At 34.9% G+C, this 18,396-nt stretch carries 22 protein-coding genes and 1 riboswitch; of the genes, 12 read left to right on the top strand and 10 right to left on the bottom strand.

Annotated features, from left to right (window positions below; genetic code table 11):
- Positions 1-63: 63 nt before the first annotated feature.
- From BK574_RS09585 to BK574_RS09575, 3 genes are read left to right on the top strand one after another with little or no spacing between them, the layout of a single operon-like run.
- Positions 64-273 (top strand): hypothetical protein, encoded by a 210-nt coding sequence (locus tag BK574_RS09585; protein ID WP_078428454.1) that lies wholly within the window; start codon positions 64-66, stop codon positions 271-273.
- Positions 254-769 carry a PH domain-containing protein gene (locus BK574_RS09580; RefSeq protein WP_238457995.1) on the top strand — a complete coding sequence of 172 codons (516 nt, stop codon included), beginning with the start codon at positions 254-256 and terminating at the stop codon, positions 767-769. The genes BK574_RS09585 and BK574_RS09580 overlap by 20 nt, the downstream gene beginning before the upstream one ends.
- Positions 762-2,204, top strand: a complete 1,443-nt coding sequence (locus tag BK574_RS09575; RefSeq protein WP_218970567.1) for a PH domain-containing protein — start codon at positions 762-764, stop codon at positions 2,202-2,204. Before BK574_RS09580 ends, BK574_RS09575 begins: the two co-directional genes overlap by 8 nt.
- Positions 2,205-2,369: 165 nt before the next feature.
- Here the strand turns inward: BK574_RS09575 and BK574_RS09570 are convergent, their stop codons facing one another.
- The 4 genes from BK574_RS09570 to BK574_RS09555 form a co-directional block, all read right to left on the bottom strand.
- Positions 2,370-3,377, bottom strand: coding sequence for a DUF2777 family protein (locus tag BK574_RS09570; protein ID WP_078428452.1), 1,008 nt, complete (start codon positions 3,375-3,377; stop codon positions 2,370-2,372).
- A gap of 245 nt (positions 3,378-3,622) precedes the next feature.
- Complete coding sequence (locus BK574_RS09565; RefSeq protein ID WP_078428451.1) at positions 3,623-4,570, bottom strand: MBL fold metallo-hydrolase; 948 nt, start codon at positions 4,568-4,570, stop codon at positions 3,623-3,625.
- Positions 4,571-4,731: 161 nt separating this feature from the next.
- Positions 4,732-5,643 carry a hypothetical protein gene (locus BK574_RS09560; RefSeq protein WP_078428450.1) on the bottom strand — a complete coding sequence of 304 codons (912 nt, stop codon included), beginning with the start codon at positions 5,641-5,643 and terminating at the stop codon, positions 4,732-4,734.
- 39 nt (positions 5,644-5,682) lie between these two features.
- The gene (locus BK574_RS09555) at positions 5,683-6,687 is read right to left on the bottom strand and encodes a toxic anion resistance protein (protein ID WP_078428449.1); all 1,005 of its coding nucleotides are present in this window, start codon (positions 6,685-6,687) and stop codon (positions 5,683-5,685) included.
- A gap of 120 nt (positions 6,688-6,807) precedes the next feature.
- Between BK574_RS09555 and BK574_RS09550 the strand changes: the two genes are divergently transcribed.
- From BK574_RS09550 to BK574_RS09530, 5 genes are all read left to right on the top strand, one after another.
- Entirely contained in the window at positions 6,808-7,572 is a 765-nt protein-coding gene (locus BK574_RS09550; protein ID WP_078428448.1) for an NRDE family protein, read from the top strand.
- 296 nt (positions 7,573-7,868) lie between these two features.
- Positions 7,869-8,195: a hypothetical protein gene (locus BK574_RS09545; RefSeq protein ID WP_078428447.1), complete on the top strand. Its 327-nt coding sequence runs from the start codon at positions 7,869-7,871 to the stop codon at positions 8,193-8,195.
- Positions 8,196-8,261: 66 nt separating this feature from the next.
- Positions 8,262-8,441 (top strand): hypothetical protein, encoded by a 180-nt coding sequence (locus tag BK574_RS09540; RefSeq protein ID WP_078428446.1) that lies wholly within the window; start codon positions 8,262-8,264, stop codon positions 8,439-8,441.
- 197 nt (positions 8,442-8,638) lie between these two features.
- Entirely contained in the window at positions 8,639-10,021 is a 1,383-nt protein-coding gene (locus BK574_RS09535; RefSeq protein WP_078428445.1) for a hypothetical protein, read from the top strand.
- Between the two features lie 15 nt (positions 10,022-10,036).
- Positions 10,037-10,981, top strand: coding sequence for a DMT family transporter (locus tag BK574_RS09530; protein ID WP_238457994.1), 945 nt, complete (start codon positions 10,037-10,039; stop codon positions 10,979-10,981).
- A 97-nt stretch (positions 10,982-11,078) separates the two neighbouring features.
- Here the strand turns inward: BK574_RS09530 and dapA are convergent, their stop codons facing one another.
- Complete coding sequence (gene dapA / locus BK574_RS09525) at positions 11,079-11,966, bottom strand: 4-hydroxy-tetrahydrodipicolinate synthase (protein WP_180320587.1); 888 nt, start codon at positions 11,964-11,966, stop codon at positions 11,079-11,081.
- Between the two features lie 94 nt (positions 11,967-12,060).
- A riboswitch (Lysine riboswitch) is annotated at positions 12,061-12,248 on the bottom strand.
- 169 nt (positions 12,249-12,417) lie between these two features.
- On the opposite strand from dapA, the gene BK574_RS09520 reads away from it, so the two are divergent.
- The gene (locus tag BK574_RS09520) at positions 12,418-13,008 is read left to right on the top strand and encodes a YhcN/YlaJ family sporulation lipoprotein (protein ID WP_078428443.1); all 591 of its coding nucleotides are present in this window, start codon (positions 12,418-12,420) and stop codon (positions 13,006-13,008) included.
- Between the two features lie 221 nt (positions 13,009-13,229).
- On the opposite strand, the gene BK574_RS09515 is transcribed toward BK574_RS09520, so the two are convergent.
- Complete coding sequence (locus BK574_RS09515) at positions 13,230-13,406, bottom strand: aspartyl-phosphate phosphatase Spo0E family protein (protein WP_075384696.1); 177 nt, start codon at positions 13,404-13,406, stop codon at positions 13,230-13,232.
- A gap of 279 nt (positions 13,407-13,685) precedes the next feature.
- On the opposite strand from BK574_RS09515, the gene BK574_RS09510 reads away from it, so the two are divergent.
- Positions 13,686-14,393: a YhcN/YlaJ family sporulation lipoprotein gene (locus tag BK574_RS09510; protein ID WP_158211609.1), complete on the top strand. Its 708-nt coding sequence runs from the start codon at positions 13,686-13,688 to the stop codon at positions 14,391-14,393.
- Between the two features lie 51 nt (positions 14,394-14,444).
- Here BK574_RS09510 and BK574_RS09505 read toward each other — a convergent pair whose 3' ends face one another.
- Positions 14,445-15,008: a hypothetical protein gene (locus BK574_RS09505; RefSeq protein WP_078428441.1), complete on the bottom strand. Its 564-nt coding sequence runs from the start codon at positions 15,006-15,008 to the stop codon at positions 14,445-14,447.
- A gap of 311 nt (positions 15,009-15,319) precedes the next feature.
- Here BK574_RS09505 and BK574_RS09500 point away from each other — a divergent pair, with 311 nt between their 5' ends.
- A complete protein-coding gene (locus BK574_RS09500) occupies positions 15,320-16,291 on the top strand; it encodes a YbgA family protein (protein ID WP_078428440.1) in 972 nt (323 codons plus the stop codon).
- 1 nt (position 16,292) lies between these two features.
- Here the strand turns inward: BK574_RS09500 and yidD are convergent, their stop codons facing one another.
- The 3 genes from yidD to BK574_RS09490 form a co-directional block, all read right to left on the bottom strand.
- A complete protein-coding gene (gene yidD, locus BK574_RS09495; protein WP_075384692.1) occupies positions 16,293-16,529 on the bottom strand; it encodes a membrane protein insertion efficiency factor YidD in 237 nt (78 codons plus the stop codon).
- A 151-nt stretch (positions 16,530-16,680) separates the two neighbouring features.
- Positions 16,681-16,839, bottom strand: coding sequence for a hypothetical protein (locus tag BK574_RS27445; protein ID WP_158211608.1), 159 nt, complete (start codon positions 16,837-16,839; stop codon positions 16,681-16,683).
- Positions 16,840-16,967: 128 nt separating this feature from the next.
- Positions 16,968-17,549 (bottom strand): hypothetical protein, encoded by a 582-nt coding sequence (locus tag BK574_RS09490; RefSeq protein WP_078428439.1) that lies wholly within the window; start codon positions 17,547-17,549, stop codon positions 16,968-16,970.
- 168 nt (positions 17,550-17,717) lie between these two features.
- Between BK574_RS09490 and kapD the strand changes: the two genes are divergently transcribed.
- A complete protein-coding gene (gene kapD / locus BK574_RS09485) occupies positions 17,718-18,338 on the top strand; it encodes a 3'-5' exonuclease KapD (protein ID WP_142247936.1) in 621 nt (206 codons plus the stop codon).
- Positions 18,339-18,396 lie beyond the last annotated feature (58 nt).

Here is an 18,396-nt window from a genome sequence, read left to right as displayed (position 1 = left end):
AACTTCAATATCATTAATTTTCACGAGAAAATGAAGGTAAACAGTAAATAGGAGGTTTTCAGATTGGATAAAGAAGAGATCCTACATGTGTTAAAAGACAAGAAATTAGAAGATATCATTGAATTAATTGAAGATGCAACCGAGGGATATTTAGAGGAACTTGAACTCGTGGAATCATTAGGTTTGGTCCATGATAGTGAATTAAATACTAAAGTGATTGAGTTGCTGACTACACTAGGTGTGAAAATTATTTATGTCACAGACGATGAGTAATCAAGAGTATTTGGGAATACGCCCTGCCCCAAGTCAAGCGATTGCCATACAAGCCCTGACCGTTTGGAGAATTCGGACAAGTATTGAAGCTCTCTTCGTTGCAATACTTCCGATTGGATATGGGATTATGATGCTGTATGTTCCATTTCCATCTTGGATGTTATATGTACTAATCGGGGCATTCGTTATTTTTGTAATCATTCATGTGATCGTGGCTCCTTTTCTGCGTTGGAAAAGATTTAAATACGATGTATACGATGAAGAAATTGAACTACAATACGGAGTCATAATTGTGAAGCGTACATTAATCCCGATGATTAGAGTTCAACATGTCGACACAGAACAAGGACCGCTCCTACGTAAATTTCAGTTGGCAGCTGTGACCGTTTCTACCGCAGCTACTACACATCGGATACCCGCATTAACACTCGATGTCGCAGACGAACTTAGAAATCGTATCGTAAAATTGGCAGCAGTGGCGGATGATGATGAATAAGAATAGTTATCGACTTCATTGGTCAGCCATTTTTATTTCCTTTTTTTCGTCATTAAAACATTTAATTGTCCCGATCCTATTTGGTCTTATTTTTGGTACGACGAGTGATACGACGCTGTTTGGAACGTATTATTTTTATATTATTCTCTTCGTTTTATTACTATCTTTACTACATAGTGCCTTGTATTGGTTGACGTTCCGTTATGAATGGGTTGACGGTGAATTACGTGTAATAGAGGGAGTCTTTGTAAAAAAACGAAGATATATTCGGGTAGAACGCGTGCAAAGTGTAGACCTTTCTTCAGGAATTATTCAACGAATGTTCGGATTGGTAAGCGTGAAGATAGAAACAGCAGGCGGTGGAAACGAACCGGAAGTTTATTTAATTGCAATAAGTGAAGAAGAGGGAATTAGGACTCGAAACTTTCTACTGCAAAAAGCAACAAGTACAGTCAGTGAAATGACCGATCAAAGTGAATCTGAACGAGTAAAATCGAATCGTTGGGTCCTTTCGAAACAAGATTTAGCAATTGCTTCCATGACTTCGAGTGGAGTAGGGATTGTGTTGACTGCAGTGATTGCATTTTTTCCGCAAATTGAACAACTGTTTTCAATTACGCTAGTTAAAGAGTTTATTGACTTTTTTTTAGACGCTTCTTATCTGCAAGTTTTACTCTATAGTTTTTTTATTCTTGCATTAGCTTGGCTCATTTCTATATTAATTACAATAATTAAGTATGGAAATTTTTCCGTTGAAAAAGTAGGGAACGAATTAACAATTACAAGAGGTTTGCTTGAGAAAAGACAGCTCACTATACAAACCGATCGAGTAACAGCCGTGCGAATTGTTCGTAATATTTTCCGGCAACCGTTTGGTTACAGTGCGGTATATGTGGAAAGTAAAGGTGGAGGGACAAATGAAGAACAGCGGTCGACTGTGTTGTTTCCGTTAATAAGGCAACGTGAGATCAATAATGAACTAGCTATTTATTTACCCCAATATATAATGAGTGAAGATGTCATTCGTGCACCGAAACGCTCGTTATTACGGTTTCAATTACGAATGTTATTTTGGCCAGTTGCATTATTTTTAACACTCACGTATTATTACCCAGCCATGATCTACTTTGCAGGTGTCTTGTTGTTTCTTTCTTTGCTCGGGTACTTACAATATAGAGATTCCGCTGTTGCAATTAAGCCAAGTCAAGTGATGTTAACCTACCGAATACTATCGAAATCAATCGTTTTAATTCGAAAAAATAAAGTTCAAAGTGGTGAGTTAGCTTCCTCGCCGATGCAACGGATTCGTTCATTAACGACGGTTCGCTTATCTGTACTTTCAAGTATATTTGGTAAAACTTTTTCTGTTAGAGATTTGGATCTAAAAACAGGTCAATCGTTATTAACGTGGTTATCTCATAAGAAAAAAGAGTGAGAAAAAGCTAAATTAACGTCTAATTGATTATAAATAACCATTAAAAAGTCGCATTGGAAAATGAAATTCAATGCGACTTTTGTTGTTCGTCTTTTTTGTTAAAACCATCAAAAATAATTATTTGTCCGATTAGAGCTTACGAGTTACTTAAAAAGCTCTTTTTTCTTATTTTCCTGAAGTAAATGAATTAGTGTAAGTTACAATCGATCGTTTACCGGTTGAAGATGTTAATTCGAAGCGATCATATACTGTATCAATTCCATCATTTAGTTTTCGTTCATAGTGGTGTTGAATGACGAAAATGTCGTGTTGAGCTTGATACGTAATAAAATTCGTTCCACTAAATTCTTTTTGTTCGGACGTAAATAATAATTGTCGAATTAAAGAATTGTGACATGTAAGAACTTGATTATGGGACAAGGCATTTGTTTTTAAGAAATGTTCAAATGAATGAAGAGCGGGTTTGTCTAATTCATTTAGAAATAGTTGATATGGTTCAAGGTGCTTTTTGTTTAACCTAAGTTTTTTTTCTTCCTTCAGTTTATACTTTTTCCCTGATAAGGCTTCAAAGGTCCAATCGGAATAGTAGGTACCTTTAGTCCATCCGCGACTAGTTTTCAGCTCGAATTCAAAAGGACACCCTTCCAATGGAACTTCTTTTCTATGAAGGTCTTCTACTAAAATCGGACTATTATTTCTATTTTCTAGCGTATAGTACAAGTACTCATCTTCAGGTACGACTGTTTCTTCAATTAATAATTTATCAATAAGGGAACTTGCTTGCGCTGGGTTAACTTCCCGTAGGTAATCGGTTAAAGCTTCGTAAATTAGAGCGTTTTGTTGTTTTCTTTTAATTATCAGTTCGATTTCGTTAGTAATTGCTGAAGTAAGTCCTTCCTCATACGTTATGACGTCTATAGAAGGCGAGGCTATAATTTTTGATCCTGCAATTTCAACAACCTCCTCAGCCGAATAGATAGGTACACCGAGTTCTACACGGTTAGTAAAAGTAGGTTTCGGTAAAGAATGAACAGAGATAATTTTAATTAACCCTCGCCATGGTTTTCTTGGAGCTGTAATTACTTGTTTGAGCTCTCCAATGTACTGACCTTCGTCGTTCTCATTTATAATAACTAGATTTCCTACTAGTGCTTCTGCTTGTTTTCGGTCCATGGTTAACCTCGCTTTATGAAAATAATATATTCATAGAAAAATAACTTAAATGATTACATATCATTTTATCTGATAAATGAGCTTCTGTAAATTTTGTTTCTATAATTCATCGGTTGGCGTTTTATTCCTGTTTTTTTGAAGGTAGATAGAGTGCATGCTCTCACTTAGTTCAAAAAGGAGGAAATTGCCATTTTCTCTTTAAAAAATCAAACAAAAAGAGGCCGACAATCGGTCAGCCTCTCAGTTTAGCGATTTTTCTTCGCAAGATAATCTGCAATACCCATTGCACAAACGGAAGTATCCAACTTGAAAATTTCATAGAAAGGATGGGTGTCAGGGACCTTTTGTTTTCTTAAATCTTCTCTTACAGCATTGAAAAGTTGTTCTGCGATCCAATGATAGTCTTTTCCTAATTGTTCGGCCTTTTCACCTGCTTCAACAAATAGTGGCAACCATGATTTGATTTGCTTGTACACCTCTTCAATATCATGAGCTACATTGAAGTGTCCGAAATAGATAGCGTCTACATTAAGCGACTTAATTCTTTCTAAAGAATTTAACATCGCATCAGGTTTAAATTGGTTTGGGGATGTGGTAGGAAGGTAAAGTTGAATGCCAATATCAGCAAGTATGTCATTATAACTAATTCCAATCGTATCCCCTGTAAAAATTCCATTACTTACAGGATCGTGTATGCTAAAATGATGATCACTATGACCAGGTGTATTATAAAAAGTAAGATCGCATGTTGAACTTAAAGCTAACGTTTCACCGTCTTCTTTAATGATGACCTTGTCTTCAGGTACAGGTAAAATCGGATCAAATAATCGGTTAAAGTCATCACCATAAACCGCTTTGGCCCCGAGAATTAGTCTTGATGGATCAATTAAGTGGCGAGCTCCTTTCGGATGGACGATCACCTTTGCATTTGGACAATCCTTTATCAGTAATCCTGCCCCACCAGAATGATCTAAATGAATGTGAGTAACAATTATGTAATCAATGTCATTAGGGTCGATTTCAAGTTCTTTCAAACCATTTAAAATTTGAGGTATAGATGAGCTCGGACCCGTTTCAACAATTGCAAGTTTCTCATCTCGAATAACGTATGTACCTGTTCGATAAGGTAAGCCAAGATCTAACCCGTCAATGAGATGAATTCGATTTCCTAAATCAAATATTTTTTTTGTCATGATAGTATCCTCCTTTTTCCACCTTCGCCAAGTGAAAGCCTTTACAATTGAGTTTATAAGAACGAACGAGCGATGTAAAGGAGTTTAGTTATCTTTATACGTAATATTTATAAAATTCGAACGATAAAGAAGAGAAGATGACGCGTGTTTGTCATCCTCACTTATTCATCTTGATTATTGGTATACCTTAAGTGGTTTAGTTTAAGCAGATGCTCCATTCTTTGAAGGCGTGCTTTTTCAAGGTCTTCTTTTAGTCGAATAAGGGTTAACTCCATTTTCGATAAGGAGACAAATACATTTTCACGCTGTTCTTTTTTGTTTTCTGGAGATAGAGAAAGGTAAGCATGCATTAAGTTCGGTATATCTTCATTTAACATTCGTTTCATCATGTGTCTTTCTTCAATTTCAAGTAATGAAAAATCAGGTAAAAGTACTTCTGTATGTTCTATGATTTGCTCTAAACGTTTTTCAATTAATGGATCGATCTGAAGCTTTTTCGTATGACTAATTAATCGGTTCGTTTCAATGACTAAACTTTTCACTTGGTCATTACTTTTTAACTGATTTGTCGATCGAGGATAGTGAACGTCCTCTGGTTCATTTTGAATAAGTTGTCCAAGCAAGGCGTCATCTAATTTATCAATTTTATAAAACAGGTTTTGGGTATAAGGAGATTTTTTTACACTTCGCACGTACGTTTTCTTATCTTTTGTATAATGAATGGAAGCTTCTTTACACTTACCAACGCCATGATCCGCTTTAAAATACTTTCGGAAACATTGAATATAAATCCGTTTTTTATATTTAGATTTAGAGTAATACGTATCGATAATGTTTAAGCTAATCAGTTTCTTTTTAATTTTAACTGTAATAACATATTCATGGTGCTTCTTTTTAATAGTTCGATTCTTGCTATATTTGCTAGATTGTTGGATAACATGTTCTAATATTCGTTCAGCCTCATGTAAGGTATGCAAGGTTGCTTCTTCTAATAGAATTTCATCTTGGACGGGACGTAGACGATCAGGTAAGATACTTTCTATCCAAGGAATTTCAAGTAAACGATTTAGCATCGCTTTCGCTCCTTATCAATGGTTAAGCAAAAATGGAATTTACTGAAGTAATTTTGTCTTCATTCGATCGTTTAACTCATCCATTTCTGCGATAAATCGTTTGCCGCTATTAATGATCCGTTCATTTGATTGTTCGGTTAGTTGAATAGCAGAAAATACATCTTCATACGCTTTTTTAAATGACTCGAGAGCAATAGCAGGTTCTTCTAACGTTTTTAATGTTTGTTCAGTATTATCTTTAAGCATTTGCGCATTCGTTAGTAGCATCGATTCTGTTGCTTGATTGACATTTTGAACTGCTTTGATTACTTTTTGCTGGTTTCCTAAAGCAAGTTGGATTGAAGCCGTGACCGTAATAATATTTTTCGTCATCGTAATTGCGTTAAAAATCGCTTCTTCAAGTTTATCGTTGTTTTCAATAATTAAATCGATGGAAGCGACTGATTGTTGCAACACCATAATCGCCTGGGACATATTTTTAATACGTGAAATGACTTTTTGTTGTCCTTTTTGCAGAGCGGTTGGGTTATCCTTCCATTCCTCGGTTATCATCTCGGTTTCAAGCATTTCGTTTAATTGTTTACCTATTTCAATTTGATCATTTAAGTTAGAAATTCGCTCTCTTGCAACAATTTTTAATTCTTGGAGCATGAGGGAGTCTTCTTGGAGTTTATCTTTACCATGAAGCAAGCCTTCAATTATATTCTCGATTTGTGATTCAACGGTTTGATATTTTTTTGCGTATTGTTCAATAGGGCTCCTACGAAACAACTTATTTACGAATTTTTTCACTTGGCCTTCTTTTAAATAATCAGGTTCAAGTTCACCTACTACTTCCTTTAACTGGTGTAGTTGAGTTGGAAGGTCGTTATTTGGTTGTGACAACATTTCCTTCACGGGGCGTTTTAAAGCTTCAAGGGATTCACCTGCTTCTTTTTGAGCAGATTCGCCGAGACCACCAATTTTATGTAATACTTTATCTACATCTTGTTCTTCTTTAAACATAGCAAGAAGTTCTTTTGAATAGTTTTCTTTTTCAGTCATCATTATGCCTCCTCTTCCATTGTGTATTATAATTACGTTTGGAGCGAAATAAAGTTTCACAGTATACTATGTGTAAAAATTATAACAATCATTTACCTTTTTCTACAAGGAGGGGCTACTATGTGTTTAATAAATTTTGCTTATAAATGTCATCCACAGTTTGATCTCATTTTAGCGGCTAATCGGGATGAGTTTTTCATTAGACCAACAGAACAGGCGGGGTATTGGACAGAATTCCCTGGATTAATAGCTGGAAAAGACTTGGAGCAAGGAGGAACATGGTTAGGAATTACGACCAATGGAAAAATTGCTGCACTGACGAATTATCGAGAAGTTAGGGAAAAGTCAAATGAAAAATCAAGAGGGGGATTGGTTCTAGATTATTTAAAAAGCGAGATTGATCCAGTGGAATATTTAAAGATAGTGAAGGAATTCAAAGACAATTATTTAGGATTTAATTTATTAAGTGGGACTGTAGAGGATTTGTATTATTTTTCAAATCGTGAAAATGTCATTAGAAAACTAGAACCTGGTATTCATAGTGTAAGTAATGCGCTTTTAAATACGTCATGGCCCAAAGTAGAACGTGGTAAAACTCTAATAGAGCAAGCGATTAAAGAAGAGCAAGGAGATCTTGTCGCTCGTTTATTAGCAAGTCTTACAAATGATGAAAAAGCAGAAGAACAATATTTACCTAACACAGGGGTTGGTCTAGAGTTAGAAAAGCAACTTTCATCTGTTTTCATTAATATGGGTGGCTATGGAACAAGATGTTCTACTGTCGTTACAATTAGTAAATCGAAACAAGTTACTTTTTGTGAGCGAACGTATGTAGAAGGGCAAGATACATATGATGACCGTTCTTTTGCTTTCACGATCAAATAAGTAACTGTTAACAATGAAACGTTTCCTCTAAGATTTATCCCGCAACAACTGAAAATAATACCCCGATTTCAAGAATTCGAGGAATCAAAAAAGGTAAGTAGGGGAAGAGGAAACCTTTCACTGATGGAAGTTTCACTTTATTATAACTGCTGATAGAAAAAAGTTTGGAAGATTATGAGTTAATACTAAAGGAACTGTCAATAATCCGTCTAAAACAGTACATTTAGATCATATTGCCTGTGTTATTATGTTGTTAAAAGGTCTCTTGCGGGCTAAAGGGTGGGGGAATTTTAAGAATGAAACAATGGTTCTTAGTTATTATTGCGGCAACCTCGTTTGTAGCCGTTTGGACTGTTGTTCTTTTTCAATTAATAACAACAGAGGAACCAGTAGTAAAGGGGAGAGCATTGTCTATTGTTGAGCGAAATTTCCATGAAAAGCAAAAGCTAGATCAAGTAGTTTGGCTCAAGGATAGGAACACTCCAATGGAAAATTCAAATATTAGAGAAAATCCATCATTACAAATGGCTAAAGTAGATCTTCGGAAAGTGGACTTTAGTGATGTGGACTCTATCGATGGTGTACCAATAGATATCATTTTAAAACGGCTAGAAATTGAATAGGAGTTAGTTCGTTACAAATGGTGGATTTTCTGATAAAATAGAAAAAGAAAGTTAGGAGTTTGTTAGATGGATCCAGCAATCATTATTGTACTATTAGGAATCGGTTTTTTCCTATTAACAGGTGTATTTGGTGGTTTAGGATTTTATTTTATTATGAAAGCAAATAAGCGATTAGCCACCACGTTTTTTGCGATTGGCTTTTCGTGTATAGCTATTTTTATTATTACTTTGTTTATATTTCTATAGTTGTATGAAATTAGGAGCTGCGTTTTGCAGCTTTTTTCAGTTTTATTTTATGAACCTTAAATATTTCTTCAAATCTTTAAGGATTAGATAAGACATCAATACTTATTGTAACCTGTGCAATCAATCCTGTTTGCTTAATAGTGTGGTTTATCACAAAACAACTTTCGTTTGATGTTAGAACGAATTAGGAGTTAATTATGAGCGCGAAGTGGAGTACAATAGTAGGTTCCGTTTGTTTTTTAACGGTGACGTTGTATTTAATATCTGTCTTTTATTCTAGTCTGCTATTAAATGTAACATATAGCCTATTATCTGCTGTATTGTTATTTGTAGCATTACCCACTGTAAGAAGGTCGAGTATCATCATTACAATTCCTTTACTATTGATTGGAATTGTAATTTTTCTTTTAACAGAATCAGATGGAGTATCTTTTTTATTAGCGTTCGGTAATAACATTAACCTTATCGCATTATTTTTATTCGTACCTCTGATCGGTGTTTTTATTTCTTTAGCTGGACTTTTAACAACTTTAAAAGTTCATATCGAACAAATGGAAAAAGAGGGGGAAAAGGAAGCCCATCCTTATCGACTCGGTTTCCTCCTTACAGCAACGATGGGAGCGGTACTTAATTTAGGTTCTATGGTGCTCGTTCATCGAATTATTGAAGGAAGTATATCAAACTTTTTTCGAAGAAAAATGGTCATGATATTACTGCGTGCTTTTGGTTTTTGTATGTTCTGGTCCCCGTATTTTGTAAATGTAGGACTCGTGTTAGTTTTATTTAATGTTTCGTGGTTGTCGATTGGATTGTATGGCTTTGTGATTGGCTTAACTTATGTTTTAGTCTCGTTAATATTTTTTCCGAAGTTGTCATTTTCAGAGGACACAAATTGTATTCAACCAAAGGAACCAAAAAACGAGGTACAAAACAAACGTCCTGCACTCCGAGTTTTAATTTTATTTGGTGTAGGTTTATTTTTGTGTTCATTCATTTTAGAATTTTTCTTGCCGGTTAATATGCTAGCGGTTGTGTCGATATTAGGTTTCGTTTATCCACTTTTGTGGGCTGTTTTTTCTAATTATTTAAAAGAGTATATCCAACAGTTTTTCAATTATGTTAAGGAATGCTTTTCGCGTTTAAAAAATGAAATTGTTATATTTATTAGTGCTGGTTTTTTTGGTGCAGCTCTTTCATATACGGATATTGGCGATTTTGTATCACAAATGATTTTAACTTTCTCGCAAGGGTACATTTATGCAATGGCATTAATTGTAATTTGTTTTGCCATTTTCCTATCAATTTTTGGAATTCATCCTGTTGTTATTGTCATCGGCATAGGAAGTGCATTATCTCCACAGCTTTTTTCCGTTAGTTCTGAGTTCATGGCGCTCCTCTTAATCATTGCGTGGACGTTAGCGACACAAGTTTCACCATTTTCGGGTTCGGTCTTAATGGCATCAGGATTAATGAACGATTCTTCTTTTGATATTGCGAAGAAAAACAGTCGATTCGTGCTCGTTTGTGTGATTGTATTGGCGCTAGTTCTCTATTTGTTTCATTTGCTACAATTTATCTAAAAAGGGGAGAGAATCTTGAAACATGAAAAATCAAATATCCTTACATATATACTACTTATGATGGTAATGGTTACCTGGGGGATGAATGTCGTCTTTATTAAGATGCTCGTTGAAGTCTTTCCCCCTATTACGATGACATCTTTACGTGTATTACTAGCTGGCGTCGTAGCGCTTTCTGTTTGTATTTTAATAAAAAGACTAAGAAAGATATCGAAACAAGAATGGAAGTATATTCTCATAGCAACGATCTTTGGAGTGAGTTCACACCATATTCTCTTAGCATGGGGATTAACAACAACGACCGCTTCGAATGGAGCATTAATCTTAGCCTTATTGCCGCTGACAACGTCCATTTTGGCGTCATTTATGCTAAAGGATTCGTTAACACGACTAAGAGTTGTTGGAATCGTGCTCGCATTTTTTGGGGTGTGTTCGATTATTTTGCAAAGCGGGGAAAGTTTTACAGCGGTGAATTCTGGTGATGTTGCTATCTTTATGGCGATGTTCGTTCAGGCAGTTTCTTTTATTTATATTAAGAAAGGAACGAATACGCTTGATTCGAGAGTGATGACTGCTGTTATGCTTGTAGTCGGTTCTAGTTTCATGTTTATTATTAGTCTTTTTATTGAACCAACAGGGACGAAGGAGATGTTCGAACTAACGGGGTGGATTTGGGGAATATTTTTAGTTTCATCGATTGTAGCGACAGCTCTTGGTCATTTTCTATTTAATGCGGCAATTCATCAACTTGGGGCAGGTCAGACAGCTGTCTTCAATAATTTTGTGCCTTTTTTTGGATTAGTTTTTTCAGCGCTATGGTTAGGCGAAAAAATTACATTATTGCAATTGACAGGCTTTATTTTTATTGTGCTAGGTGTTTTATTAGGAACTGGTTTCATTGATGAGTACATCAGGAAAAAAATTAATAACAAAAAGCAAGCCGTTCAAAAGGCGGGTTAAAAAACCGATGAACGACATTTTACAATGTCGCTCATCGGTTTTTCATAAGATGAAGATGTTAAGCGGAGACCTACAATGGTTTTTCCGCTTTTCTTTTTTACCCTACGTTGTAGGATACTTCTGGGAATATAGTTGCTTGCAGTTGCTGTTGTTCTTCTTCTGTTAATGGTACAAGAGGAAGACGAACTGAGCCGACAGTAATTCCTTTCATATTTAACGCTGTTTTAACAGGTGTTGGATTTGGTGCTGTAAATAAAGCTTTCATAATCGGTAATAATTGGCGATGCTGTTCAGCAGCTTCATATATATTACCCTTTAAGAAACTAGTGACCATACTTTGCATTTCATTTCCAATAATATGAGATGATACTGAAACGATTCCAGTTCCACCAATTGATAAAATTGGTAATGTTAAGCTATCATCTCCGCTGTACAAGCTAAAATTAGTGTCTGTTTCAGAGATAATTTTTGCCATCGCTTCTAAATTACCGCTAGCTTCTTTTGTAGCAACGATATTTGGAACTTGTGATAATCGAATTGTAGTGTCTGCTGAAATATTGACTGCGCTACGTCCAGGAATATTGTAGATCATTACAGGTAGCTTTGTTTGTTCCGCAATCGCTTTAAAATGTTGAAATAACCCTTCTTGAGAAGGTTTATTATAATAAGGGGCAACGAGCATGATACCATCGACACCAATTTCTTCTGCTTGTTTTGTTAATTCAATCGATTCTGCAGTGTTATTAGATCCTGTACCAGCAATGACTGGTACTCGACCATTTGTAATTTCAACAACTTGCTTAAATAAGGTTAGCTTTTCCTCGGTTGATAATGTTGGTGATTCCCCTGTCGTGCCCGCTACAACAAGTCCATCCGTTCCATTAGAAATTAAGTGATTTACTAATTGTTCTGTAGCTTGAACGTCGATATTGCCATATACATCAAACGGTGTTACCATCGCGGTTAAAACTTTTCCAAAATTCATTATATTTTCCCCCTTAGTGCATTTCTGATTACAATAAAAAGCAACAATGAGAGCTGCTCATTGTTGCTAGGAATGACAATTAGATCTTGTTCCTGCGTAAGATAGCTCTCCATATAGTGTGGTACTAGGTACTATATGACAGTCCTGCATTTATTCAATACAGAACCAGCCTTTAGCGATATGAGCACTTTAGGCTTCGGCAAATCCCCCTTTCAACAATGATCAAAAGAGCTCATCCTCCTCCCATTGCTTACTTATGGTCTTTGCACCTCTATCCTCACTTCGTGTTAAGAAGTAAAGAATATTCATTTGTTGTGTCTACATTAACAAATTGTAGAATTGATTGCAATGGTTATCGTTAAAATTCTTTTAGTTTTATTATTTTCCTTTAGTTTACAGGATTAATATTAAGATAAAAATTACAGGATAATAAAAGAAAGGGGAGTGTACCGTGAAAAAAGTATGTTTCTGCTTTTTGACATGTATGTTTGTTATAGTCGTTATTACAGGTTGTACACCTGGGATGGGCGCACAAGATCAACAATTAATACAGGAAGAGCAACAAGTTCCTGAGTTGGACCCCAAAATGGCGATTAATGGGAGAACCCCATTGGAAAGTAGACAATTAATTACTTCTAGAAGTAATACAGGGCATGGAACAAATACGAGAACAGACAATGTCGACTACATTGAGTTGACGACAGGTAATCGACCTCTCACTCGACAAATTTTGCAATTAGAAGAAGTGGAAGATGCTCATGTATATATTCAAAGTAGAATTATTTTAGTTGGGGTGTATACGACAAAAGATTGGAACGAGGATATTGAAAATAAAGTAAAAGAAACTGTTTATGAACAAGTTGCTAATGATGCAGAAGTTCGTGTAATCAATGATGATGAAGCATTTACAGAATTTCAAAGACAACTTGAAACTTTAAGAAATGGAGCGCCGTATGAGGAAGGAATTGATGCTCGAAACTATTTACAAGATTTTGGAAGGATTCTTCAACGGCCATTTGAGAGAGGTAAAGTAATAAATTAAAAGTCTGATTTAATAAGTGTCCAGACACCTCAATCACATTAGAGTACGGTAAAAACTACGATGTGTTTGAGCACACCTGGCACTTTTTTATCAGGCTCTTTTCAAATAAGTCTCTTTTTTTCAAGTTGACCATGTTGGTTTAACTTTATCAACACAGTGTGATTATTCCTTTTTTTATAACCATTAATAGTGATCAGATTAGACAAACAAAAATTGGTAAGTTACTTTGCGATTTTTATTTCAATAGATGATGTTTGTTGAGCTAAATTTAAAAGCTTGTCCAACTCTTGACTACATTTTACAGTGGCTTCTGAAGTATAACCATACTTTTCAGCTAATATAACCATCTGGTTTCTTTTTCGTTCAATCGCATAAGATAACATTTTCTTCCACTCCATTTTTTATATTAATTGTGTAAATGATCTATTGTTTGCCTCCGATTGGGGACAGTCTAAATTTTATTTTTCACACAACGACAATTATACGTATTTTTATTAGAAATGAAACACATTCCCTAAAAGTAGTCATGAACACTAAAAATAAGAAATGAATCGACAAGAACTATGGTTGTTTGCAATTACAAATCTCGTATATTTTTGAAACAATTTCCGTTAACTGCTCTTCATGAAATCCATAAGAATTACACAACTTATCAGTAAGTAGAAAGGAGAATGAGGATGAAAAAAAGAACCTTGGTTATTGTCATGCTTCTTTTGATTTTAACAATTGTTTCTGGATGTGGTGTAGTTGAACAAAAGCATCCTATGGGGGCAAATCATTTTCGAGATGAGGGGTTTAGTGGTTTCGGTACACATCGAGTAAGACATTTAGAAGGCCCTGTTAGTGATATGATGGTACCCGATGGCACACCAAAAGGCAGAACGGATCGAGCTCACCTTATTGCAGAAGATAATATGTACTATACGAGTGAACGTAATTTAGGCTTTAAAAGTCAAGGGACCAATCGGAGTGGGGCAAGAATTTATAATAATGCTCCTGGTACACTAGATGATAAATACATTCTAAGTGACCAGCCACATTTAAAAAGAAAAAAAATAGATCTAAATCATCAAAACATCAGTAAAGAAGAACAAGTACGCCAACAATTGATGGCAATTGAAAATATTGAGGATGTATATATTTTTACACACGACGGTATGTTAGTCATTGGTATTGAATCGGCAGAACAAAATCGTCCTAAGCTTATACGTGAAGTTGAAGAGGTGATTGCTGAAGAAGTAGAGCTTGAGAATGTACGCATCGCTACAGACCGTAGAAATGTAAACCGAATTAGGGCAATTGTTGAGGGCGGCGACACTGGAGAACCGTTTCAAGGAATAGGTGGACAATTAAGTGAAATTAGACATAATTTTTATGACAATTAATGGGTGTAGCACCTTCACTAATAAATAGTGAAGGTGCCTTGTCCACCATAATTATTTAATTCCGTATTCTTCAAGTACACCTTTATATTCGCGTTCCATTGATTTTAAGGCTATGATACTGTTTTCATAATATAATCGAGCTCTTCTGAAATGAGTATCGTTATTAACATCCATATTCTCTAAGCTTGTCATAAGCGACTCTAATTCAATAAGGGTACTTATATGTACTTTACGAAGAGCCTCAAATTCGTCTGGATAGTTTAGATTGAGGATGTATTCACTCCAATCCTGTGCTTTACGAACATGCTCTCTTGCTTCATTAGCATCGTTTTCAGTTGGATTATCTGTGTAAAATAAATCATTTAAATTCTCTAAATGAATATAAAGCTGGTTTAAATAGAACCCAAATTCCTCCGCATATGAAACAGTCGTTTGTTGCACATCACGTCTCGTCTTATTTTGGTCTTTGTTAGATGGATGGATAGGTTCGATACCATCAGATGTTTGCATTTGTTGTTTTTCAATGCTTTGCGTAATCTCTTCAGGTCGATCTTGACAGCCAACAGCTGTAAGTAGACTAATGAGCAAGACGCAAATAAAAAAATGTTTGTTCATGATAAATAACACCCCTCCTTTGTTAAAAACATTAAAGACAATTACAAGGTTAGTTACATGTCCTTCTAAAGTGAATGAGTTCATCACTCAACAGATGAATAATATTTCCATTTAATTGTTATTTTCTTCTTCGATTATTATCCTAATTCCAGTACAATTTTATACATACTGAAAAAAGATTTTAGCACTAGAAGATTTCAAGCTCATTAATAAATGTAGTTGTAGAATAGGAATCCGACGTTTTACAAACTTTAGCGCAATAAAAATGGATTACACAAAATAATTTTTTATGAAAGTGGATGGAGGATGCAATGAGGGAATTTATTAAGCCAATAGTGGTTGTTAGTAAATGTATTGAATTTTCGCCTTGTCGCTATAATGGCGACAAGCTATCCGATCAAACCGTTCATAATTTAAAACCGTTTGTTGAGTTTATTCCTATTTGTCCAGAAGTTGAAATAGGTTTGGGGACGCCGCGGGAGGTTATTAGACTTATTGCTGATGGAGAAAAGAATCGTCTTGTCCAACCAAAAACAGGCCAAGATTTAACAAAAATGATGGAGGAGTTTGCTCACGCATTTTTAGAAGAATTACCAGATGTTGATGGGTTTATCCTAAAAAATCGTTCACCCAGTTGTGGAATTACAGATGTAAAAGTGTATTCAGGCTTGGAAAAGTCTCCAACCATTCGGACAGGAAGTGGAGCCTTTACTTCTAATGTATTATTGGCTTTTCCACATACAGCTATTGAAGATGAGGGTAGACTTAAAAATTTTAAAATCCGTGAACACTATCTAACGAAATTATTTACAACTACTGAATTCAAAAAAATAAAAGCGACTCAGCAAATAGACCAGCTCAATCGATTTCATAAAAAGAATAAATATTTATTTATGGCTTACAATCAAAAAAGATTAAAAATCCTAGGTCGTATTTTAAGTAATAAAGAAAAACGACCACTTGAAGAATTATTTCATTATTATGAAGAGGAATTATTTAAGCTTTTTGGCCGAGTTCCTCGCTTTACTTCGAATATTAATGTATGTCACCATATTTTTGGATATTTTTCACCTCATTTATCGGGAAAAGAAAAAGAGTACTTTTTAGAAATGTTAGAAAAATACCAGGAGAAAAAAATTCCCTTAAGTAGTGTCGTTTGTATTTTAAAGGCATGGGCGTATCGTTTTGAAAATGAATATATGCTAGACCAAACATTTTTTGAACCTTATCCAGAAGCACTTGTTGAAATTAGTGACTCTGGAAAAGGAAGGGATTACGGTTAATCTAATTGTTTTTTTCTCGGTCATCTTTCTCGGGTACAGGATCAAAACCCCCAGGGTGAAATGGATGACATTTTAGAATACGTATAATCGTAAGCAAGCCTCCCTTTAAAGCACCAAACCGTTTGATGGATTCTAACCCGTAATGAGAGCAAGTGGGATGGAAACGACATGTTGGTGGTTTAAGAGGTGAAATTACTTTTTGATAAATGTGGATGATGCTCATTAATAACCATTTCATCTTTGATTACCTCATCTTTTTATTTCATTTCAATCTTATCATAATATTGATCTAGAACATAAAAAAACGTCTGTTTCGATAAGATTGAAACAGACGTTTTTATACTTTGATAATTACACTACTTAAATCATCGTTCATTTGTTTACCTCCATTAAACGACTTGCTGAGATTGTTCAAACCATTGTTCCATTTGATCAAGTGTCATGGAATTAATAAATTGGTAAAAGTCCAATTTACTTTCAACACCATATTTCTCGCAATTCTCCAAATATAAAAACCATACATGACGATATTTTTCAGTTTGACACATTGATTAACGCCTCCTCGAACACGCTGTTTTATAACAGATGTTGTTATTTACTCTATACTATAACAGATGTGACGGAAGGTCAATAAAGTTTTATATGAATTGGCAGAAAATTCATTATACTTTAATATCTATAACCCTTCGAGGTAAGTCAGAACTGCAGCTACATTTTTTTTAAACGATAATTTATTTTTAACTAATACTCTTCGGTGATACGAATTAAATGTTTGTGCTTCTACTTGGATGGTGCGGGTCCACTCTATCATTTTCTTTTGAGTGTGGTCGTCTAGCTGACTTTCGATGGTAGAACAAATGAATGAACGACAAGTTGCATTTTTATAGGAAGGATAAAGTGTACAGCCTTTATACATTTGGAAAAATTGGCAAGTGGAAAAGCTTAATTTCAGATCGTCTTTTTCAATGTCTGATAAATGGTCGGTCTTTTTTTGATGAAAACTAGGATGAACTTCGGCATGAATAATAATGTAGTCATCATAAATTGTACAGTTCGGGTTGTTATATATCTCATTCATAAAAAATCGATAATCTTTTTGTTTAACCATCTTATATATTTCAAACAAACTAATAACTGGACTGTAACTGCAACATCCGACTGAAGGTAAATTTGAATGCCCAGGTTTAAAGTATGGGTCATTACAATTGAAACAAGCTTCGCTTAAGATTTGACAATTTGTTTTATCATACTCTATCATTCTTTTCACTCCAAACACTAAAAATACGAAACCAATTGTACTACGGCAACGTATAAAAAGATAGAACGAAAATTTTACTTTTAGTGAATTCGAATTGTAATTTGATTTTAAAAGGACAAAAGCTGTCCAACTAAATTGATAGAATGATTGTAAGAAATAACAGGAGGGATAAAGGTGACAAAACAACATTTATTTATTGATTTTGAATTTACGATGAATCAAAGTAAAGGAAATCCAAATATGTTTCGTCCTGAAATCATTGAAGTGGGTATCGTATCTGTTATTGAAGATGAAATATATGATACATATTCCTCATATGTAAAGCCTGTATTATTTCCGCAATTAACCAAACGTTGTATTGATTTTCTAGGAATACATCAAAAACAGGTGGATCGAGGAATATCCCTTTCTCATCTTGTGGACTTACTCGGTACGTATTTGTCGTTTGGTCCAACGAAAATTGTGACTTGGGGAAATCAAGATATGAAAGTATTACGGAATAATTGTCGTTACTCTAATATTCAATGTCCAGTAAAAGACCGTGAACGTGATCTATCAAAAGAATATCAAAGATTTTTTGGACATAAAAATCAAAGCGGACTGTGGAGAGTTCTCGAAGAATATGGTAGAAAAGGGATTGGTAAGCATCACCGTGCTTTAGATGATGCATTGACAACATATGAAGTTTTCAAAGCAATTGAAAAAGACAAGTCCTATATGAAGCCTTCACAACAACCGACCTTAGGGGACCGTGTCGACTTTTCAAAAATACTATCACAGTTTGCTTAAACAAAGGAGATTGTTACAAATGAAGTTCAACATCAATTAAGCCCTACTAGGAGTAGGG

The sequence above is a fragment of the Alkalihalobacterium alkalinitrilicum genome (genome assembly GCF_002019605.1).
Taxonomy (GTDB): Bacteria; Bacillota; Bacilli; order Bacillales; family Bacillaceae_F; genus Alkalihalobacterium; species Alkalihalobacterium alkalinitrilicum.
This window is presented reverse-complemented; position numbering and strand designations above follow the sequence as displayed.